The 22784-nt window shown below is 42.8% G+C and carries 18 protein-coding genes; 3 read left to right on the top strand and 15 right to left on the bottom strand.

The window, feature by feature from the left end:
- The first annotated feature begins 73 nt into the window (after window positions 1-73).
- Entirely contained in the window at window positions 74-1219 is a 1146-nt protein-coding gene (locus L1077_RS13505; protein WP_237137302.1) for a patatin-like phospholipase family protein, read from the top strand.
- Here the strand turns inward: L1077_RS13505 and L1077_RS13500 are convergent.
- Complete coding sequence (locus L1077_RS13500) at window positions 1216-3210, bottom strand: monovalent cation:proton antiporter family protein (RefSeq protein ID WP_237137340.1); 1995 nt, start codon at window positions 3208-3210, stop codon at window positions 1216-1218. The genes L1077_RS13505 and L1077_RS13500 overlap by 4 nt on opposite strands.
- Before the next feature lie 205 nt (window positions 3211-3415).
- Between L1077_RS13500 and L1077_RS13495 the strand changes: the two genes are divergently transcribed.
- Complete coding sequence (locus tag L1077_RS13495) at window positions 3416-4312, top strand: GGDEF domain-containing protein (protein WP_063362939.1); 897 nt, start codon at window positions 3416-3418, stop codon at window positions 4310-4312.
- Between the two features lie 42 nt (window positions 4313-4354).
- Here L1077_RS13495 and L1077_RS13490 read toward each other — a convergent pair whose 3' ends face one another.
- The gene (locus tag L1077_RS13490; protein WP_237137301.1) at window positions 4355-4696 is read right to left on the bottom strand and encodes a hypothetical protein; all 342 of its coding nucleotides are present in this window, start codon (window positions 4694-4696) and stop codon (window positions 4355-4357) included.
- Window positions 4686-6008, bottom strand: coding sequence for a tRNA lysidine(34) synthetase TilS (tilS, locus tag L1077_RS13485; protein ID WP_237137300.1), 1323 nt, complete (start codon window positions 6006-6008; stop codon window positions 4686-4688). The genes L1077_RS13490 and tilS overlap by 11 nt, the downstream gene beginning before the upstream one ends.
- Before the next feature lie 668 nt (window positions 6009-6676).
- Here tilS and accA point away from each other — a divergent pair.
- Window positions 6677-7636 carry an acetyl-CoA carboxylase carboxyl transferase subunit alpha gene (gene accA, locus L1077_RS13480; RefSeq protein WP_237137299.1) on the top strand — a complete coding sequence of 320 codons (960 nt, stop codon included), beginning with the start codon at window positions 6677-6679 and terminating at the stop codon, window positions 7634-7636.
- A 64-nt stretch (window positions 7637-7700) separates the two neighbouring features.
- On the opposite strand, the gene dnaE is transcribed toward accA, so the two are convergent.
- The 12 genes from dnaE to L1077_RS13420 form a co-directional block, all read right to left on the bottom strand.
- Complete coding sequence (gene dnaE, locus L1077_RS13475) at window positions 7701-11192, bottom strand: DNA polymerase III subunit alpha (protein WP_237137298.1); 3492 nt, start codon at window positions 11190-11192, stop codon at window positions 7701-7703.
- Between the two features lie 2 nt (window positions 11193-11194).
- Window positions 11195-11788, bottom strand: coding sequence for a ribonuclease HII (gene rnhB / locus L1077_RS13470; protein ID WP_237137297.1), 594 nt, complete (start codon window positions 11786-11788; stop codon window positions 11195-11197).
- On the bottom strand, window positions 11778-12932 hold the full coding sequence (gene lpxB, locus L1077_RS13465) for a lipid-A-disaccharide synthase (protein WP_237137296.1): 1155 nt from the start codon (window positions 12930-12932) through the stop codon (window positions 11778-11780). Before lpxB ends, rnhB begins: the two co-directional genes overlap by 11 nt.
- Window positions 12933-13045: 113 nt before the next feature.
- Entirely contained in the window at window positions 13046-13816 is a 771-nt protein-coding gene (gene lpxA, locus L1077_RS13460) for an acyl-ACP--UDP-N-acetylglucosamine O-acyltransferase (RefSeq protein ID WP_237137295.1), read from the bottom strand.
- A gap of 2 nt (window positions 13817-13818) precedes the next feature.
- Window positions 13819-14271, bottom strand: a complete 453-nt coding sequence (gene fabZ / locus L1077_RS13455) for a 3-hydroxyacyl-ACP dehydratase FabZ (RefSeq protein WP_237137294.1) — start codon at window positions 14269-14271, stop codon at window positions 13819-13821.
- 11 nt (window positions 14272-14282) lie between these two features.
- A complete protein-coding gene (lpxD, locus tag L1077_RS13450; RefSeq protein ID WP_237137293.1) occupies window positions 14283-15323 on the bottom strand; it encodes a UDP-3-O-(3-hydroxymyristoyl)glucosamine N-acyltransferase in 1041 nt (346 codons plus the stop codon).
- Window positions 15323-15841: an OmpH family outer membrane protein gene (locus L1077_RS13445; RefSeq protein ID WP_237137292.1), complete on the bottom strand. Its 519-nt coding sequence runs from the start codon at window positions 15839-15841 to the stop codon at window positions 15323-15325. The genes lpxD and L1077_RS13445 overlap by 1 nt, the downstream gene beginning before the upstream one ends.
- A 10-nt stretch (window positions 15842-15851) precedes the next feature.
- Entirely contained in the window at window positions 15852-18323 is a 2472-nt protein-coding gene (gene bamA, locus L1077_RS13440) for an outer membrane protein assembly factor BamA (RefSeq protein WP_237137291.1), read from the bottom strand.
- Window positions 18324-18395: 72 nt separating this feature from the next.
- A complete protein-coding gene (rseP, locus tag L1077_RS13435) occupies window positions 18396-19748 on the bottom strand; it encodes a sigma E protease regulator RseP (protein ID WP_237137290.1) in 1353 nt (450 codons plus the stop codon).
- Complete coding sequence (gene ispC / locus L1077_RS13430) at window positions 19748-20956, bottom strand: 1-deoxy-D-xylulose-5-phosphate reductoisomerase (RefSeq protein WP_237137289.1); 1209 nt, start codon at window positions 20954-20956, stop codon at window positions 19748-19750. The genes rseP and ispC overlap by 1 nt, the downstream gene beginning before the upstream one ends.
- Window positions 20953-21819 (bottom strand): phosphatidate cytidylyltransferase, encoded by an 867-nt coding sequence (locus L1077_RS13425; RefSeq protein ID WP_237137288.1) that lies wholly within the window; start codon window positions 21817-21819, stop codon window positions 20953-20955. Before L1077_RS13425 ends, ispC begins: the two co-directional genes overlap by 4 nt.
- An 11-nt stretch (window positions 21820-21830) precedes the next feature.
- Window positions 21831-22604, bottom strand: coding sequence for an isoprenyl transferase (locus L1077_RS13420; RefSeq protein WP_237137287.1), 774 nt, complete (start codon window positions 22602-22604; stop codon window positions 21831-21833).
- Window positions 22605-22784: the final 180 nt, after the last annotated feature.

Here is a 22784-nt window from a genome sequence, read left to right as displayed (position 1 = left end):
TAATTGAGTATAGTATAAGTAAGCCGAATGCTTTTACCTTTGTGACTAACAGCTAATTTTCGAAGGAACAGATATGAAAAAAGCACAATGTAAAATTGGCAAACCGCATATTGCGCTGTTACTCACCGGTGGCGGTGCTCGAGCAGCTTATCAAGTTGGGGTACTCAAAGCCATCGCCCTTAGCTTGCCCCGAAGCGCGCCCCTACCGTTTAAAATTATCAACGGCACTTCGGCTGGCGCAATCAACTCAACAGGCCTTGCTTGTTATTCATCCAACATGCATTTGGCGATTCGAAAAATTGAGTGGATCTGGAAAAACTTTCACACCAACATGGTGTATAAAAGTAGCTTGTTTGGTGCTTTTGGGCATCTGACCAATAATGTTATGCGCAGCTTTCAAGCTGACTATTTAAATCACCCACCAGCGAGTTTGCTCGACAATACACCTCTTCGCCAATTGCTTGCAGACGTCATGGATCTGGCACGAATTGACCGTAATATTCATCGTGGCTTTATTGATGCTTTATCTGTAACCGTATCCAGTTATTCCAGTGGCAAGTCAGTGGCTTTTTTTCAAGCCAAAGATGCAAAGCCGTGGCAAAGAGCCAAGCGCGAGGGTATTCAAACTCAGCTAAATATTGATCACCTGATGGCATCCAGTGCCATTCCCATGGTATTTCCAAGTGTAAGGGTTAAACACAATTACTATGGCGATGGCTCTATCCACCAGCTATCACCCCTTAGCCCTTCAATTCACTTAGGTGCCAGTAAAATATTCATCATTGGTGTTGAGCAACCTAAAGTACAAACGCCGCTGGGCTACGAACCCCACTTTCCAGGCATGTCGGTAGTGGCAGGTCACTTGTTAGACAGTATTTTCAGTGACACCTTGCAATCAGATTTAGAGCGCCTTGAACGTGTTAACCGCACCATTAGCTTACTTCCTGCAAGAGAAAAGCATAAAGAACTCAAACGCGTAGATACCTTGATTGTTAACCCATCTCAAAACTTCAATGAGCTGGCCCTCGACTTTTATGATGATTTGCCCATCGCGGTTAAATTATTACTCAGAACCATCGGGGTGAAGAAGCACTCCCAATCAAGTTTAACCAGTTACTTATTATTTGAAAAAAGCTACACCCAAGAATTGATCAAAATTGGCTACGAAGATGGCCTTGCACGATTAGACGAGATAAAGGCGTTTTTGGAGTTGGACTAGGGTAAGCCATCTAAAATAAATTGCTCAGCACGCTCTACCCGTCTGGGCTTGCCTTTTAGTAGTAATACATCGCTTGCTTGCAAAATAATGTCTTCATCCGGCATAGGGATTTCCGTGCCATCGCGCCTAAGTGCCTTAACGACAACTTTATGACGCACCAATTCAAGCTCAGAAATTGTTTTTTCAACCGCGTAAGCGTCCTCAGGTAACGCCACTGCATGCAAGTATTCAAGCCTATCCGTCACAAAACTTGAGTGAGAGTGACTGTGACCATATTCATTCATCTCATCACTGCTGCCAGTGAAAAAGCCGTGCAAGTACTCATAGCGATTCTGTCGCTCTTTACTAACCCGTTTAAAGATCCGCCTCATTGGTACCCCTGACATATACAGTACATGGGATACCAACATTAAGCTGGCCTCTAATGACTCTGGTACAACTTCTGTCACACCAAGCTGTTTTAAATCTTCTAGGTGCGTATCATCTTGCATCCTCACCAGTATTTTTACCTCTGGCGCATAATGTTTAAGTGCATCGATGACAATTTGGCTTTGTTCAAAATCATCCATAGTCACAATAACCAACCTTGCTTTACTGACGCATGCTGACTTTAAAATGGCTTTTTGCCCTGCGTGACCAAAAATGACAGGCTCCCCCGCAGTTTGCGCTTCCTGCACAATGATAGGATTACGCTCAATCGCAACATAAGGAATAGCCTCTGGTTTTAAGAAGCGTGCAATAGTTTGTCCAACCCGCGCATAACCAAATATCACCACGTGATCTTTCACAGAATCATCTTTTATACCTGCATATGTAAAATCAGGTTTGTGCTCAACATCAAGCTTAAACAGCTTTAATAACCTGTCTGTCTCACTCATCAAGTAAGGTGTGAGAGCCATAGATAAAACACCCAGCGCGATTAAAAATGAGGCGGTATCTGGCGCTAATAAATGGTGCTGCCCGGCAAGCGCAACCAATACAAAACCAAATTCCCCCATTTGCCATAACATAATGCCCGAAGAGAGCGCATCACGCTTTCGCTCTCCCATGACTTGTGCACTAACATAAATGATGGAGACTTTAACGACGAGTAAGACCGCCATTGCAGCGACAATATACCCAAAAGTACTAATTACATAAGCGACATCGAGCTGCATACCGACGGTAACAAAAAACAACCCCATTAGGATGTCTCGAAAGGGCCTTATCTCTGCCTCTAGTTGGTGTCGGTACTGACTCTCACCAAGCATCATACCCGCTAAAAATGCGCCTAACGCCATAGAAAGTCCAAATGCATACGTTAGCGCCCCCGCACACAAAGCGACGACCAGCGTGGTCAATACAAAGAGCTCATCCGTTCTGGCTAAGGCGACTTCATTAAATACTTTTGGCAGAACCCATTTACCGATAGCCCAAAGCAATAAGCACACAAAGGCACCTTTAGCCAACGCCAATATTAAGGCACCGACTAAAAATTGGTTATCTGTACTGGCCATTAAAGGAAAAACTATTAGCATGGGTACCACGGCAATGTCTTGAAAAAGCAGCACGCCAATAGATAACTGCCCTTTGCGCATATTCAGCATGCCAGACTCTTTCATGATCTTAACGACCACAGCGGTTGATGATAGCGATACAATGCAAGCAATGATCAAAGATTCAGACCAGCCAAATCCGAAGAAAGACACTAAACAGGTCCCAACTAGGATTGACAATAATACCTGAGTACTACCAAGCCCAAATACGACACTGCGCATTGCCATCAGTTTTGGTATAGAAAATTCCAAACCAAGACTAAAAAGTAAAAATACAATTCCAACTTCTGCGATTAAATGGATCTCATGACTATTATCCATTAAACCGTAACCCGCCGCGACTAAACCAGTTAATAAATAGGCTAGAATGGGCGGCAAGCCTACCCTTTTGAAAGACCAGACTAAGATCACGGCACACAGCAGCAGTGCAACAACATCTGTAAAATGACCATGCATTGCGGTCATAAAGACGGTTACGATTCTATCGGAAATAAATCCGGCAAAATTTTGCTGCAAATGGCCCCCTAGGCGTCAAAGAAATGTTTTGGTTTATTTTTCACACAATTTAACTATAGCAACCAACTGTTTTTCAGCCAGTTTAATTTTTTGGCACGAAACTAGCTTATATGTTCGGGAATGTTGTAATTAGGGGAATTACCAGATGGAAAATGTCCATATTTTGTCACAGCGAACGCCTTCGCGCGGTGATTACGTTCCGTTCACGACTGAACAATACGTAACACAGGCGCCTGAACAACCGAATGTGCTCGTTGAAAAACTGCAAACAACACTAGACGTCAACGGTATTTTAGATATCTTTGCATCTTATGTTAAACGCATCACTGATCTTGCAGGGCTGCAGTTTCATTCAAATCAAGGACTGTTTCAAACTCACCAAGGTGATAACCAACTCAAGCCGTATACATTTGACCTCGATTTAGAAGGTCAACATTTAGGTCAATTAGTCTATTTTAGCAAATACAGCTTTAGTGGCACGATCCGGGCGCGCTTAATGCAATTGCATACTTGCTTATTGTATCCACTTAGAAATGCGCTGATGTATCACCGAGTACTGCAACTGGCCACTAAGGACACACTCACAGGACTGTATAATCGTAGCCAGTTTAATGAATATCTTGAGACTAAGTTAGAGCGCAGCCGTAGGCAGCATAGAAACTTTAGTTTGATGTTATTGGACTTAGACAACTTCAAACAAGTCAACGATGAGTTTGGGCACAAACAAGGCGATGAAGTGCTTATCGGCTTTGCCAACATCCTAACCTCCAGCATACGAGCGACAGATGCGGTGTTTAGGTTTGGTGGTGACGAATTTGCGATCCTGATTGACGATCCTGCGTTTACAACCAATAAAGTTATCGCAGAGCGCATTATGGAGCGTGTTAATAACAATAGCTTGTTACTTAAGCATGCTGTCACAACCAGCATTGGCTTTACGCTGGCATCAAGCCAAGATTGCGCCAATGAAATTTTTGCCAGAGCCGATAGAGGCTTATATCAAGCCAAAGAAGCGGGTAGAAATTGCGCACGCGCAGTCTAGTTTTACAGGTACTTATCATCCCCTAATGATAAGTACCCCTTTTCAATCCTGACTATTTTTTAGCATAAATAGCCAGAGTAAAATGGCAAAACCACAAAAGAAGCCATTGATCACCCAGCCTAACGCCCAAAAATCAGGAAGCTCACTAAACAATATGGACAACATGGGCGCAGCCAATCCTAATATAAAATAACTTCCGCCCCTACCATGCCAATATGCCAGCAATAATACCGCTGATAAGACGCCAACACTCAGAGCGAGCAACAGATTCGCTAAGTTGATGGCGGAGCACAAAAATAATAACAAAAATATGACGGCACATATCAGAACAGCCATCGGTGCTTTACTCGCCAAAGACATACCTATTTGTTTGTTATTCTGCATCTTTTACCTGCCATAATATGCCTGAGGGTGCCATATAGTCGGCGTTAACAAAAAAACCAACCACTGTAACTAAGGCATCATTGTAATAAATCATAGGAATTGAGGGCCTTTCCCAACTCGGCACTTTGGCCTCTTTAAGCCAATGTTTTACTGTATTTCGACCGGGCTTACCTATCGGTTTTAATTTCTCATTTAGCTGTCCAAAGCGAATAGTCACTCGCTCATCAGCGAGAGGGCGACGCACTCCCTTCCCTTCAACTAGGATTAAAATTCTGCCATCAGCCAATTCGACATCTGATGTTAACTCAGCACATGGCATCTCAGCCAAAGTAACGGTTGTGTTTGCCACCCAGTATATAAGCCCGTTGTAGCACTTTATCGAGCCCGCTTGGAGCTGAACATTAACTTGTGCATCTTCTTTGGAATTCAGCGCTTGATTTAGAATTTGAGCTAACTGCTTTTGCGAAGGCATATTAACGCCTTTACTGCCAAGCCATAACCTAACTACATTACTTTGCCTAAGCTCAGATAACGCAGCCAAGTCCATCACATTGAGATTTTTATCGCGTCGGCACACAGCTATATCACTCTGAGCAATTTCGTCTATCAAGGCTTGTTGTGCTTGCAGTAAAGATATTGACCTTAAAACACTGGATACAAACCCTTTAAAGCGGGATTTTAAAAGCGGGATCACTTGATTACGCAAAAAGTTACGATCAAATTCATCACTCTTGTTGGACTCATCTTCTATATGCGACAAACCAAAGATCTGCGCAAATGCTTCGATATCTTTTCGCTCTACGTCAATTAAAGGTCTTGCGCAATGTCGTCCGCTGCTCAATCGCATTGATGAGTGCATTGCACCTAACCCCTGTAAGCCTGATCCTCGTTTTAAGCGAATAAAAAATGTTTCTACTTGATCATCAGCATGTTGGCCTAGTACCAGCGTGGAGCTTGCCATCGCGTGTCTATCTAGCGCCTCATAGCGTGCGTCTCTTGCTTGTGCTTCTAGGCTCGTTCTAGTTTTCGCTTCAATACTTACACCAACCGCTTGAAAAGGGATAGTTAACTGTGTACACAGCTCCGCACAAAACTGCTGCCACATATCTGCATTATCAGATAAGCCATGATTCACATAAATGGCTTCAAGCTTTATTCCTGTATGTAATTGGGAGAATTGCTGGCACAGATGCAGTAATACCACCGAATCAACGCCACCAGATAAAGCGACGGTTAACCCCTGCCCGATACGTTCACCACACTGCTTCTCAAGCGCACTGGCAAATTTTTTAAATACGCCTGTCGATTCCATATTCTTTCCTCATGCAATTATCTGGCGTTATACCCGATCCTGCTTAAAATGCAACGTGCGCTTGGTCAATTGCACACTAATCGTGAGCGAGATCACCTCGGGATAAAAAATTTTCTCAGTCAGTCGCATTTAGTTAATTCTCAAAATTGCCACTAAAAACCATTAAAAAGTGTCAATAATTTGCACTAAATAAGCAAAAACCAATAAATAAAACAATTTTAATCACTTACCGTGACTTGCCATTGAATTATCACAAAAGTCATTTGCAAGTTTTACATTGATAAAACAAACCCGAAATTAATTGACATTAGTGCTAAAATCTAGGTAAATCCCTACTTATGTTTAAAAAGTCACATTATCTTGCTGGTCTGTTTTCCAGATCCAGTTCGGGGCAGTATAATGTGCGTAAAATTGTATGTGATAACAGAGAACGCGCCTTCACGAAGGAAAAACAGTTAAAAAATGAAGAAGAAAAATGTCGCTAAAGTGCGTCATCTTCTGCAAAAACTGACTTAAATAAGCAATATTAACACTTAGTTTAAGCTCCATTTAGCAAAATAGACTACGCTAAATAATATGCTAAAAATAACTGAGTCATGGCATTTTAAATCTGTACTCTATACATAAAACCGAGACAAACTTTAAAAAATTATCAGATAGGTTAGAAAATGAGCTTAAATTATCTAGAATTTGAACTTCCAGTAGCTGAATTAGAGCAAAAAATTAAAGAGCTACAAGCTGTTAGTCGCTCAGGTTCTTTGGACCTAAGTCTGGAAGAAGAGATCAGTAAGTTAAAAGAGAAAAGTGTACAGCTTACTGAAAAAATTTACTCAGAACTTAACCCTTGGCAGCTACTTCAATTAGCTCGTCACCCAATGCGCCCTCATGCAAGTGACTATATCAAGCGCATGTTTACAGAATTCGATGAGTTTGCAGGCGATCGCGCATTTGCAAACGACCCAGCAATTATCGGCGGTACTGCAAGACTAGACGGTAAGCCTGTAATGGTTATCGGCCAAGAAAAAGGCCGTGATACTGCAGAAAAAATTAAGCGTAACTTCGGTATGCCACGTCCAGAAGGTTACCGTAAAGCTAAGCGTCTTATGGAAATGGCTGAGCGTTTTAAAATGCCAGTGATCACATTAATCGATACGCAAGGTGCATACCCTGGGATCGGCGCTGAAGAGCGCGGTCAAAGTGAAGCGATCGCGATGAACTTAAAAGTCATGGCGTCTCTAAAAGTACCTACAATTTGTAGCGTTATCGGTGAAGGTGGTTCAGGTGGTGCACTTGCAATTGGTGTAGGCGACCGCGTAAACATGTTACGTTACAGTACTTACTCAGTTATCACACCTGAAGGATGTGCTTCAATCCTTTGGAAAAGTGCTGAAAAAGCACCTCTTGCAGCTGAAGCTATGGGCGTATCTGCACAACGTATCAAAGACAACAACCTAATCAACGAAATTGTTGCTGAGCCATTAGGTGGCGCACACCGTGATTACGATACCGCAGCAAGAAACCTAAAAGCACAGATCATCAAAGATCTAGATAGCGTGTCTCAGCTTAGCCAAGAAGAAATGCTTGAGCAAAGATACCAGCGTCTAATGTCTTTTGGTTACTGTAACTAATTGAAGTTTTAATAAAAAGGCCACTCAATGAGTGGCCTTTTTTGTATCTGCTGTTTTTGTAGACTTAGTCAAAGATTAACTCTACATCTTGGCCAGTTAACTTTTTCAAAGATCTGATCAGCTCATCGCTTGGTGTCACGCACCACTGTGTCCCGAGTGTTAACTCGGCTGTGGCATCTGGACGCTGATATTCAATGATCACCTCACAAGTACCAAACTTATAAGGCTCTAATACTCGCTTTAAGTTCTCACCAAAGTTCGCATCTATTTGCGCCATATTTAGTGACATCTTAAGAGCGCTAACCCGCTTCTCTCGCGCTTGCGCTATCGTATTGACGTCTCTGGCAGTCATAGTGATACCGCCTGAGAAGTTATCAAAGCTTACCTGCCCAGATATAATCAGGATCTGGTTAACCTGAAGGAGCTCTTCATACATTTCAAATTGTTCAGGGAAGAAACGTACATCAATCCGCGCACTCTTATCGTCTAGCGTGATGAGTCCCCAACGGTTACCTTTTTTATTTATCAAGGTACGGGCGTTGATCACCAAACCAGCTGCTGTCGACTGCATATCTCGGTTAGTTGGCTGTAAGTCGACTAATTTACCCGAGGTATAATGCTTCAGCTCTTTACGGTACTGGTTAATTGGGTGTCCGGTCAGGTATAAACCCAACGTTTCCTTTTCTCCGTTGAGCCACTCATTGTCACTCAATGGTGGTGCCTGAATAAAGGCTTGTGCCACTTCTTCAGGTTCAACGGCAAGTAAGCCAAATAAATCCGATTGCCCTAACTGTTCCGCTTTATGATGCTGTTCAGCCGACTTCATAGCATCTTTTAAGCTTGCAAGTAATGTCGCACGTCCGCCTTGTTTCTTTTCTGGGCCTAATTTGTCTAAGGCGCCTGCATAAATCAGCTTTTCAATAACACGACGATTAAGACGCTTCAAATCAACACGGGCACAAAAATCGAATAAGTCTTTAAACTCTCCGCCTTGCTCACGTGCTTCAAGAATGGCTTCAACTGGGCCTTCACCTACCCCCTTGATGGCACCAATACCGTAGACAATCTCACCTTGTAAGTTTACCGCAAACTTATAAACACCCGCATTCACATCCGGTGGTAGCAAGGTCAACTTCATGTTCTCACACTCATCAACCAAGGTGACAATCTTATCGGTGTTATCCATATCCGCAGACATTACCGCAGCCATAAATTCTGCTGGGAAATGCGTTTTCATCCAAAGCGTTTGGTAAGAAACCAGTGCGTATGCTGCCGAGTGAGATTTGTTAAAACCATAACCAGCGAACTTTTCTACAAGATCGAAGATCTTCATGGCAAGTTCACCGTCGACACCGTTATTTATCGACCCTTCTTCAAAGGTTGAACGCTGCTTTGCCATCTCTTCCGGTTTTTTCTTACCCATCGCACGACGAAGTAAGTCAGCGCCGCCTAGGCTATAACCTGCTAGGACCTGCGCGATCTGCATGACCTGCTCCTGATACAGGATGATCCCGTAAGTCGGCTCTAGGATAGGAGCTAGGCTCTCATGCTGATACTGAGCATCAGGGAAAGAGATCTCTTCTCGACCATGCTTACGGTCGATAAAGTTATCTACCATGCCCGATTGCAACGGTCCCGGTCTAAATAGTGCAACCAGTGCGATCATATCTTCGAAGCAGTCCGGTTTAAGACGGCGGATAAGGTCTTTCATACCACGCGATTCTAGCTGGAATACCGCTGTAGTCTCGGCTCTTAGTAGCACCTCAAAGCTGGCATGATCATCAAGTGGAATGGCATTGATATCTACAAATGGTTTTTGTTCACGCGCTAAACGCTCATTGGCCATATCCAGTGCCCACTGCAAGATTGTCAGTGTTCTCAGACCTAGGAAGTCAAACTTAACCAGACCGGCCGTTTCAACGTCGTTTTTATCGAATTGAGTAACTGGGAATTTACCCTCTTCGTCACAGTACAAGGCTGCAAAGTCTGTGATGCTGGTTGGCGAGATAACAACACCACCGGCGTGTTTACCAGCGTTACGAGTACAGCCTTCTAGAATTCGACATTTATCGATGAGTTCTTTTACTTCATCATCGCCATCATAGGCCTCAGGTAGCCTTGGCTCAACTTCAAAAGCTTTAGCCAGTGTCATACCCGGATCGCCCGGCACTAGCTTCGAAATTCTATCAACAAAACCATAGGGGTGACCTAGTACACGACCTACGTCACGAATTACCGCCTTGGCCGCCATGGTACCAAAGGTGATGATCTGGGATACCGCTTGTCGCCCGTACAATTTGGCAACGTGATCAATCACCTCATCTCGTCTATCCATACAGAAGTCGACGTCAAAATCTGGCATCGAGACACGTTCTGGGTTTAAGAATCGCTCAAATAGTAAGTCAAATTCAAGTGGGTCAAGATCGGTGATCTTCAATGCATACGCCACCAATGAACCTGCACCAGAGCCTCGGCCAGGACCAACTGGAATATTATTATCCTTACTCCACTGAATGAACTCCATTACGATCAAGAAGTAGCCCGGGAATCCCATTTGGTTGATTACGTCTAATTCAATTCTTAAACGATCATCGTACTCAACTCGCTTAACTTTTCTGTCTTCTTCATCAGGGAATAAAAACTGCAGACGTTCTTCAAGGCCGTCTTCAGATACCTTGACCAAGAAGTCATCAATTTTTAAATCGCCCGTTGGGTAATCTGGCAAGAAATAAGTACCAAGCTGTACGGTAACGTTACATCGCTTAGCAATTTCAACGGTGTTTTCCAGCGCTTCCGGAATATCACTAAATAGCTCAGCCATCTGCTCAGGCGTTTTGAGGTATTGCTCTTTGGAAAAGCGCTTCGGCCTGTTTTTATCTTCTAACGTGTAACCATCATGAATAGCAACGCGGATCTCATGGGCTTCAAAGTCTTCTTCGTGTAAAAAAACAACTTCATTGGTCGCAACGACGGGTAAATTACGTTCGCCAGCAAGTGCCACTGCCGCATGCAGGTACTCTTCTTCTTGTTCACGCCCTGTACGATGTAATTCAAGGTAATAGTGATTAGCAAAGTGCTCTTCATAAAAAGCCACTGTTTCTAAAGCAAGCTGATGATTGCCCTTTAATAGCGCTTTGCCTACATCGCCATCTTTTGCCCCAGAGAGTAAAATTAACCCCTCTTTGTACTGCGCTAACCATGCTTTATCAACCACTGGTCGATGAAATACGTGGCCTCTTAAAAAGGCTTCTGAGATCAGCAATGTAAGGTTTTTATATCCTTCATTATTTTTAGCAAGTACGACAATTCGACAAGGTTCATCAGGAAACTCATCACTTTTTAGCCATAAATCAGCCCCTACCATGGGCTTTATGCCAGCACCATGAGCACCGCCATAAAACCGCACTAAACCACATAAGTTCATTTGATCTGTAATGGCGAACGCAGGCATCTCAAGCTCTTGCGCTCTGGCGACAATAGGTTTGGTCTTGGCCAAGCCATCAACCATAGAAAAGTCACTATGAACGCGTAAATGTACAAAATTAGGCGTTGGCATGATTACGACTGCTCCGCAATGATTCTTTGTACTGGTTTAAAGCTCTTTCGATGATGTGGCGTGATGCCATGTTGAGCAAGCGCTTCAAAATGCGCTTTGGTTGGATAACCTTTATGACCTGCAAAGCCAAACTGAGGATACTGCGCATCTAATTCAATCATTTCATTGTCACGGGTAACTTTAGCTAAAATTGATGCGGCGCTGATCTCTTCCACTAAGCTATCGCCTTTCACAACCGCTTGTGCCGGAATACTAATATCCGGTACACGATTACCATCAATAAAAACAAATTCAGCAGGAATTGAGAGACCTTCAACGGCGCGCTTCATAGCCAACATAGTAGCATGCAAAATATTCAGCTCATCGATTTCATCTACCGTAGCACGAGCAATGCAGTAACACAGCGCTTTCTCTTTAATTTCTTCCGCCAGCACATTGCGTTTTTTCTCTGACAGTTTTTTTGAATCTGTTAAACCTGCTATTGGCTTGCTTGGATCTAAAATCACTGCTGCCGTTACAACATCACCCACCAAGGGCCCACGACCAACCTCATCTACACCTGCAATGTAGTTTACTTTAGGGCGTTCAATTTGCATCTATCACCTCCGCAACAGCAATTGCTGCCTGTTCACTGGCATTTAAGCGAATACCTTTATGAATTTCGTAAAAACGTTCTATGAGTGCGGAATTGTCCCCTCTGAGCAAGGGGAGCAGTGCATCCGTCAACGCATCTGGATTACAATCTTCTTGCAAAAATTCGGCTACAAGCGGTGCATCCGCAAGTAAATTTGGCAATGAAAAGTGTTTGATGTTGAAGGTAAAAAACGTGCTAAATATTTTATAGCTCAAGGTTTTTAAGCGATATCCCACAACCATTGGTTTTTTATATAACATCGCTTCTAACGTCGCCGTACCTGAGGCTAGTAATACAGCATCTGACGCTGTCATTGCCAATGAAGACTGGCCATCTAATATAATCGGGCGAAGATCTGGCGCCACTTTATTTAGAATTTGTGTGAACTGCTTTTTGCGCTTTTCATTGACCAAAGGCACAACAATTTTGAGATCTGGCATTTTATCTACTAATTGCTTAGCAGTTTGCAAGTAAGTTTCACTTAGCAACCCAACTTCAGATCCTCTGCTGCCTGGCAACAAGGCCAAAACTGTATCTGACTCTTTTAAACCAATTTCTTTTCGCGCAGCCAAGGTATCTGACTCTAACGGTATTTCGTCTGCAAGGGTGTGACCTACAAAAGTACAGGGTACATCATACTTATCGTAAAAGGCTTTTTCGAACGGTAGCAAAGATAACACCAAATTTGTCGCCTCTGCGATGGTATGAATACGCTTTGGTCGCCACGCCCAAACAGAGGGGCTTACATATTGAATTGTCTTAATGCCAGCCGCTTTCAACGGTTTTTCAACACGTAAATTGAAGTCTGGTGCATCAACACCAATAAACACATCTGGTGGATTTTGTATAAAATAATTGACTAATTGTTTTCGAATTTTAAGTAAGCGAGGAAGTCTGCCTAACACTTCCACAAGGCCCATCACAGCAAGCTCTTCCATATCAAAAAGGCTTTTACACCCCTGAGCTTGCATTTTAGGACCTGCAATGCCAACAAACTGTGCATTTGGAAAGCGCTGTTTCAGTGCTTTAATAAGACCTGCGCCAAGAATGTCACCAGATAGCTCACCTGCAACAATCCCGACAGTAATAGATTTTTCGTTTGCCATTTTTGTTCTTCTAGAAAATAAAAAAACGCCATACTAAGTATGGCGTTATTATATCAGAACCCGCTCTTTGTTATTCGATAAATTACGATAAGGCGACAAAGAGCCAGATTAAGTTAGCGTACCAGTCCACGCTCTGACGTTGCGATAAAATCAAGCATCTGCTGTACCGCTGGGAACTGTTGCGCTTCATCTTGTAAAGCTGCAATGGCTTCATCTAGTTTTAGGCCTTTACGGAAGAGCGTTTTGTAAGCTCTGCGTGTTGCCATAATTTCATCAGACTCAAAACCACGACGCTTCAGACCTTCGGTGTTAATTGCAACAGGACGCGCAGGTGTGCCCGTAGTTGTTACAAATGGCGGTACATCTTGGTTCACACCAGAGTACATGCCTACAAAAGCATGCGAACCGACCTTACAAAACTGATGTACGCCTGAGTTACCCGCTAAGATAACCCAATCGCCGATATGAACATGCCCAGCAACACTTGCATTGTTAGCAAAAATAACATTGCTACCAATTACTGCATCGTGTGCAACATGGGTGTAAGCCATAAAAAGATTGTTACTACCAATAATGGTAACGCCTTGATCTTGAATAGTACCACGGTGGATCGTCGCACACTCTCTGATCACATTATTGTCGCCAATAATGAGCTTCGTTGGTTCATCCTTGTACTTTTTATCTTGGCAGGCCTCGCCTACAGACGCAAACTGAAATATGTGATTACCAGAACCAATTTCACTTGGTCCTTTAATAACAACATGTGATTCAATTTTACAATCGTCCCCGATAACTACATCGTTACCGATATAACTGTATGGTCCAACTGAGACGTTATTTCCTAATTTAGCGCCTGGTTCAATAATTGCGGTAGGATGGATCACGCTTAAAACTCTCTTCTAGCACACATTATTTCTGCACTACACACGACATTGCCGTCTACTTTCGCTTCAGCTGAAAACTTCCAGATATTGCGACGCTCTTTGACGAACTGCACGTGTAAATGCATCGTATCGCCAGGGACAACTGGCTGCTTGAACCTTGCATTGTCAATGGCTGCAAACAAGTATAGCTCATTGTCACTGCGATTCTCGACCGTTTTAAAACCAAGCAAACCTGTCGCCTGTGCCATTGCTTCTAAAATCATTACACCAGGAAAAATAGGTTGGTCTGGAAAATGACCTGTAAAGATAGGCTCATTTGCCGTCACATTCTTCACTGCATGCAAATACTCTCCAGGCTTGTGATCGACAACTTTATCGACAAGCAACATAGGGTAACGATGAGGAAGTAACTTCAAGATCTCTTGAATATCAAAGCTGTTTAATTCGTTGGCCAAAATAGTACCTTTTATTTATCCGTATGTTGTAACTGCTCGGTAAGATTTTCAAGCGCTTTAATGCGCGCTTTAAAATCAGAGAGATTGCGCAAGTGAGCGATATTCTTACGCCACTCTTTATTCGTTGTGTGAGGCATACCTGATGAGTATATACCTGGCTTTGAAATGCCCTTAGTAACCATGCTCATACCAGTGATAACAACGCCGTCACACACTTCATTGTGGCCATTTACTGCCACCATACCACCGATTTGACAGTACTTTCCAATTTTTACACTACCCGCAAGCACACTGCAGCCTGCGATGGCAGTGCCGTAACCAATTTCAACATTATGCGCTATTTGAATTTGGTTATCTAAAATGACATTATCATGAATTATGGTGTTATCTATTGCGCCTCGATCAATAGACGTACAAGCGCCTACTTCAACTCGATTTCCGATAATCACAGTGCCGATCTGTGGAATTTTAACCCACTCGCCTGACTCATTAGCGTAACCGAAGCCATCACTACCGATTACACTGCCTGATTGAAACAAACAATGCTCACCAATTTCAACTTCGTGATAAATTGTCACATTAGCCCATAGCTTTGTGCCTGCACCAATGCGTGCATATTTACCAACAAAACACCCAGCACCAATTTCAACATTGTCACCAATCATTGCGCCGGCCTCGATAACAGCATTGGCTCCAACTTTAACGTTTTGACCTAAAGACGCGCTCTCATCAACCACGGCGGTGCTATGCACTGAGCTCGCTGCTGCTGGGGTTGTATCCATATATTGTGCAAGTTTTGCGTATGCAACATATGGATTATCACAAACTAATTTGTTACCAGAAAAATAATCCGCATCCTCTGCGGATAAGATAACAGCGCCAGCTTGAGTAGACTCAAGCTGGCTGCGGTATTTTTTATTTGCCAAAAAAGCGACTTCTTGGTCATTCGCATTTAATAAAGTGGCAATGTTAACAATTGGCTGTTCAGGGTTCCCTTCAAGGGTTGCACCCAAGTGTTCAGCCAATTGCGACAACGTATAGTGTTTAGTCATTACTTTTTGCTAACTGCTTCAACAATATCATCCGACAGATCGCTAACTTTATCAGGGTTGAAGTAGATTGTCGTTTCTTTTAATCTAACTTCGTCAAACTTTCCTTTTTTGGCAACATTTTCAATTGCATCTAGGATCATTTTTTGTACTTTTGCTAATTCTTGATTCTGACGCTGCTTAATTTCCTGCTCTAGTGGACGACCTTTTTCAGCAAGTGATTTTTGCATACCTTGAATTTTTTCACGTAATTGCGTTTTTTGCTCTTCGCTCATAGTTGCACTTTCGCGCTTGAACTTTTCAGCTTCAAAACGGATGTCACCTTGTAGTTTTTCAAGTTCTTGGCGACGCTCTGAGAATTCACTTTTTAAAGCTTGCTCAATTTTAGCCATTTGTGGCAATTGAGAATAAACAGTCTGCATATCAACGATACCCACTTTGTGTGCAAATGCGTTGATAGAGTTACCCATTAATAAAGCTGCTAAGATACCCATAGCAGAGGTTTTAAAAATCTTTTTCACAATAAACTCCTTAGAATGTATTACTGATGTTGAAGCTGATGTTCTTAGTATCATCGTCATCTTCTTTTTTCAGCGGATACGCAAAACTAATTAACATTGGTCCCATCGGGGATATCCATTGAATAGACATACCTGTAGAAACCCTAAAACGACTTGGGTCAGAGAAATCTGAAAGTTGTTTGTATTGATACTCTGGTAGGTTTGAATAACGATCTACGTCGAATTCAGTATCCCAAACGTTTGCTGCGTCGACGAAGAAACTAGTACGCACTGAACTCGTATTCTCTTCATCTAAAAATGGCGTTGGTACAATCATTTCAGCACCAAAAACAGCCTTGGCATTACCACCAATTCGACCGCCAGTGATAATCTGGTCAAATGCTGGATCGCCACTAATCGAACCACTTTCCGTACCATCAGGTAGAGAAGAGCCAATGATAGACTGCGGTCTACGCTGAATAGCCAGTGGTAGAATGGTATTTCTTTCGAAGCCTCTTAGCTCCATTTCTGTAATACGGTAAAACTCCTGGAACGGCAGTACTTGGTCAAAACCATTTTCTTCTCCATACCCGTTACCATATGCAAGCGCAGCACGTGTCGAGAACACCCAACGATGATCATTACTGATAGGCCAATAGAAGCGAGAATCATAACTCATCTTAAAGTAATTTAAGTCAGAGTTAGGCGTGGTAATTGTAAAGTTCGCATTTTGACGCGAACCATCTGTTGGGAACATACCACGGTTAACAGTAATGCGAGACCAGCCAAGACCCAATTCATACTTAGTAAAGTCATAGCCTTCATCCGGATCATCTGGATCTTGGAAAGTTAACCTTAATACTCGTGTCTGCTCGTAATCGGCGATGCGATCTAATTCTTCTTCAACCCAACGGAAGCTGAAGTTAAGTCGGTTAACTGGGTTGATTGGAATACCAAAATGAGTACCAATACCATAGCTTCGAGAATCGTAATCAATTAGACCTATCTCTGAACCATCGAACTTACTGAAGAAGATACTGCTACCTTGAGATATACCATCAGGCGTAAAATATGGGTCTGTGTAAGAAACACTATATCGTGTTGATGCTTTTGACGTGTTGATATTGAATGCAACTTGGTCACCAGAGCCTAAGAAATTCGACTCACTCACACCAACATTAAATTGCAGACCAGCATAAGAGCCATATGCAACACCGGCTTGGAAACTGCCTGCTGGTTGCTCTTTAACGTTAAAATCTACGTCAACCTGATCGTCTACACCTGGGATTGGCTTCACTTCAAAATCAACAGATTCCATATATGGTAAACGTTGAATTTGCAGCTTAGAGCGCTCAAGGCTTTGGTTTGACAACCAAGCACCTTCTAACTGAGTCATTTCTCTTCGAACAACATGATCTGCAGTACTTTGGTTTCCGTTAACTAAAATACGGCGCACATAAACACGTTGGCCAGGATCAACAGAAAGTGTTAATTGTACTTCTTTATTCTCGTCGTCTATGTCAGGAATGGTACGGACTTCAGCATTCGCATAACCAAAACGTGCTAAATAACTTTTGATAAACTCTTCGGATGACGTCACGAGTGAACCGTTGTATAGCTCACCTGACTTCAAAGGGATCACACTTCTAATTAACTCTTCGCGGCCAAGTAAATCACCGATGAAGTCAAACCCTTTAACTGTGTATTTTTCACCTTCCGAGATATTTGCAGTAACATAAACCGATTCACGCTCAGGGCTCACAGACACCTGCGTCGAATCGATGTTAAATCGTAAATAACCTCTATCCAGGTAATAACTTCGGATTTTCTCTAAATCACCTTCAATTGTTTGCTTTTGATAACGGTCACTCGATAAGAACTTCCACCAAGGCAAATCTTGCTGAGACTCAACTAGACGCAATAATTGCTCATCAGAAAATAACTCATTACCAACGAGGTTAATCTGTCGAACAGAAGCTGCGTCGCCTTCATCAAAGTCAAATTTGAGCTTTACTCGGTTACGCGGTAACTCAACAATACTCACTTCAATTTTGGCATTATATTTACCGATACTGTGAAAGAACTCGATAAGTCCCTTTTCAACACCATCAATGACCGTTCTATCCAGCGTTTCGCCAGTTCGAATGTCTTTGCCATCTAAGCTTTCTTGTAATTGCTCATCTTTAATATCTTTATTGCCATCAAACTCAATTGAAGCAATCGTGGCACGTTCTTTTACTTTAAAAACAATCTGATTGCCATCTCTGTAGGCAGAAATATCGTCAAAATGACCTGACGAGAATAATGCCTTGATGGTTTTAGAGACCGTGTAGTTATCAACTTCATCGCCAACGTTAATTGGAATATGAGTTAAGGCTGCACCTAGTGCAACACGTTGTAACCCTTCAACTTTTAAATCTTCTACGATAAAGGAGTTTTGCCCTAAAGCGGCAAAACTAGCGCCAAGTAAACTCGTTACAGCTAAATGTTTTTTTATAGGCATTTTTTTATCTTTATCCTTTACAGCTTACGGCGAACAAAGCGCCACGTGCGCTATCACCCTTATTTTAAGAGCCTAGAGCCTCGATACATCATTAAACAATGCAAAACAGGTCAATGCTAACAGCATCATGGCTCCCAGCTTATAACCTAACTCTTGTGTCTTTTCAGAGACCGGTTTTTTTCGAATTAGTTCAATTAAGTAATACATCAAATGCCCACCATCCAACATGGGCAGTGGTAAAAGGTTGAAAACCCCCAAGTTGACGCTAATAAGAGCTAAAAAGCTCAAAAAGGCAACTAATCCATAACTAACACTATCTCCAGCCCCTACAGCAATTCCTACCGGCCCACTGATATTTTTTACAGAGACTTGCCCTGTTATCAGATTGCCAATCATTTCGAAGCTCAATTTGGTAAGAGCATAGGTTTTCTGAACGCCAAGCAAGATACTATCGAATACACCATACTGTCTAGTCTCAATGTACCCTTCAGGCCAACTTTTCTGCCTCGGCACAACCCCTAAATACCCTATCTCTATTCCCTGAGCAGTTTCACGTGCATCTGGTGTTATATTCAAGGTCACTTCTTGAGCATTTCTTAATACAGTTAAAGTGCTTTGCTTATTAGGTGATTGCTGAACGAGCTCGACAAATTGTGTCCAACTTGAGATTTTCTCTTGGTTGAACGAAATGATTAGATCACCGGCTTTAACGCCTGCACGGGATGCTGCTGAGTCTTCAGCAACCACAGCAAGCTCTGTTGTGATATTAGGTCTATAAGGCGTAATACCTATCGAAGTTAATGGGGCTACATCTCGTTTGTCTAGCTTCCAACCATCTACATCTAACGCGCGAATTGCGATTTGCCCATTTACGTCAGTGACCTTAATTTCAAGCCTTTGCTCACCCAAACCGGACATCACGGCAAAGTTCACTTCTTGCCAAGAGGACACATCCTCATCACCTATGCGCTTTATTAAGTCTCCTGACTGCATTCCTGCACTATGAGCAATAGAATTAGGCGCTACAGAGCCAACAACTGGTTTAACATTTTGAACGCCAACAATATACATGATGGCGAGAGCAAACACAGCGAATATAAAATTTGCAAGTGGTCCAGCAGCTGCAACTGCCATGCGGGCGTAGACTGATTTACTATCCAGAGTTTTGTTTCTATCTTGCTCTGAGACATCATCCACTCTTGAATCAAGCATTCTGACATAACCACCGAGTGGGACAGCGGAAATCGCATATTCGGTACCAAGCTTGTCATACCAAGTAAAAAGAGGCTTACCAAACCCAATAGAGAAGCGTAGTACCTTCACACCAGCTTTTCTGGCAACCCAAAAGTGTCCATATTCATGTACCGCGACAAGTATACTCAACGCGACGACAAACGACCCAAGATTCCAGAAAAAGTCAAACATTAGCGTGCCTGCCCTGCTATAAGCTCATTTGCAACTCGGCGAGCTTGTTGATCCATATCCATGATTTCGTCCAATGTTGTTAGCTCTCCTAACGCACTGGCTGTTAGTACTTGCTCATTGATTTTATAAATCTCCATAAAACCAACCTTTCCTTGTAAGAACGCAGCAACGGATACTTCATTAGCCGCATTGAGCGTCGTTGTCGCAGCTTGTCCTAAACGGCAAGCTTCAATCGCTAACTTAAGATTTGGATAACGATTAAAATCTGGCTCAGTGAATGTAAAATCTTTCATGCGGGAAAAATCAAGCGGCTGAACCCCTGCATCAATACGCTCAGGGTAAGCCAAGCCATACGCGATGGGGGTTCGCATATCTGGTTGCCCCATTTGCGCGATCACAGAGCCATCTTGGTATTGAACCATAGAGTGGATCATGCTCTGGGGATGAATGACGACTTCTATGTCATCAGGTTGACAGTCAAACAGCCATTTGGCTTCTATAAATTCAAGCCCTTTGTTCATCATTGTTGCAGAGTCAACGGAGATCTTCTGGCCCATTGACCAATTTGGATGTGCGACAGCTTCGGCGACACTAACTTGAGATAAGGTATTGATATCACGTTTAAGGAACGGGCCACCTGAGCCTGTTAGCAGTATTTTGTGAATACCTAGAGGAGAAAAATCTGTCGTGGTCCCTTGTTGCATCTCGCGAGGCATGCACTGGAAAATCGCGTTATGTTCACTGTCGATGGGTAGTAAAGTTGCACCATGCTTTTTAACCTTGTCCATGAATAATTTACCAGACATGACCAAAGACTCTTTGTTAGCAAGCAGGACTTTTTTACCTGCTTCCACTGCCGAAAGCGTTGGCAAGAGACCTGCGGCACCTACGATAGCTGACATTACAATATCTACGTCATCATGTGAGGCTACGTCACACATAGCTTGAGTGCCACAGAGCACTTCTGTCTTAAATCCGCTTAAACGTGCTCTGAGCGACTGTGCGGCCGCCTCATCGTTCATCACAACATATCTCGGGCTATGCGTTACGATTTGTTGATATACAACATCAACGTTTTTTCCTGCGACCAAAGCAAATACACTGTATCTCGATTGATTGCGACCAATAACATCTAGCGTCGAGGTACCAATAGAACCGCTTGAGCCCAGTATCACAACTTGTTCTGGTCGCAGTGTGGCTACGCTCATAGTGTTACCGTCCAAGCATAAAACAGGGCAAACATGGGCGCTGCAGCTGTCAAACTATCAATACGATCTAATATGCCACCATGTCCTGGTAAACAACTTCCAGAATCTTTTAATCCAGCTTCGCGCTTAAACATGCTTTCAAGCAAATCACCAATAGCTGAAAACAATGCAATCACCACGGTTAACAAACCGTACATTAACCAGTGTTTATGCTCAACGTCAGAACAGTAGCAAAAAATTAATACAAACACGACCGCTGTGATCAATCCGCCAATTAAGCCTTCAATAGTTTTATTTGGGCTTACATTTGGCATTAGCTTTCTCTTACCTAGATTTTTACCCGCAAAGTATGCGCCTATGTCTGCGCTCCATACAATACCAAGGACTACCATAATCAGTATCGAGCCGAATTGTTCTGATGATTGATAATCAGCACTTCTCAAGACATTTAAAGCAAGCCACAGTGGAATGAGTGTTAAAAAGCCTGCAATCGCTGGCATAACGATGCCCTGGCTCCATGACTTTGCCATTTTTGGATAACGGGTCACTAGTAAAGTAGCAACAATCCACCAAGCGGCTGCGAGTGTAAAGACGTAATTTGCATCTGCTACCAACTTACCAGACTGCCAAAGGCTCTCGATAGGCCAGTGGAAGTGCAGAGTGGCAATGAATACACCAGTTACTGCAACATACACCAAACGGTACAACGGCCTTGAGATCCCCATTAGCGAGGCCCACTCCCAAGCACCTAGCAGTACGATTGATGCTGCAATGACGCTAAACAAGTTTAGCGGTGTATAAAATACTAAAATCAGCGCCAACGGTGCAAGCACAGCTGACGTCATAATACGTTGTTTTAACAAACTGAATACCTTTAACTTGTTGTATTGCTCTCGGCGAGTAGTTGTTGTATTTGTTCACCTGTGCAGCCAAAGCGTCTCTCTCTAGAAATATAGCAAGCGATTGCTTCTGAGAAAGCCTCTTCGTTAAAATCAGGCCAAAGAGTTTCTGTGAAATATAACTCAGCATAAGCTGCTTGCCATAGCAAGAAATTACTAATCCGATAATCACCGCCTGTACGTATAAGTAGATCAAGCGGGCTCTGCTCTGCCATTGACATCTTATTTGTCAACGCGTCTTCGGTAATATCTGCCACGTCTAACTCACCGGTTTTTACTTTTTCTGCGAGTGTCTGAGCGGCATTAACAATATCCCAGCGACCACCATAGTTTGCAGCAACATTTAACTGCAACCCTGTATTTTGGCCAGTTAAAGCATGCGCGTCATGCACTTTATCCTGCAAACTTGTAGGAAACTTTGATATATCACCAATGATGTTTAATTTGACATTATTTTTATGTAACTTTTTTACTTCTTTACTCAAGACGAAAAGGAACAATTCCATTAGAGTACTTACTTCGTCTTCAGGCCTACGCCAGTTTTCACTGCTAAAAGCAAATAGTGTAAGTGACTCAATACCTAATTTTGAGCAAAACTGTACCGCGCTGCGAACAGAGTCGACACCTTTTTTATGACCATAAGCTCTCGGGCGCTTACGGGCTTGAGCCCAGCGCCCATTGCCATCCATAATTATGGCAACATGCTTAGGTAGTGATTGTTGAGAAATCGCGTCAGCGTTTAAAACCATAGTACTATTTTAAATAAAAAAAACGCCGCCTAGTATAGCGCAGTCATCGCTGCAAACCTAATAAAATTCTTTATCTTCAAATTCAAGGTAAAGCGTTTGATTTTTACACTTAATTATAAAATATTTGTAAATTCATGAAGCTACAATCTACAAAGCGCAGGTTAGTTGGGCTTAAAACAA

The sequence above is a fragment of the Pseudoalteromonas luteoviolacea genome, assembly GCF_021654285.1.
Classification (GTDB): domain Bacteria; phylum Pseudomonadota; class Gammaproteobacteria; order Enterobacterales; family Alteromonadaceae; genus Pseudoalteromonas; species Pseudoalteromonas luteoviolacea_J.
Note: the sequence above shows the minus strand (reverse complement) of the source record. Positions and strands in the feature narration are given on the sequence as shown.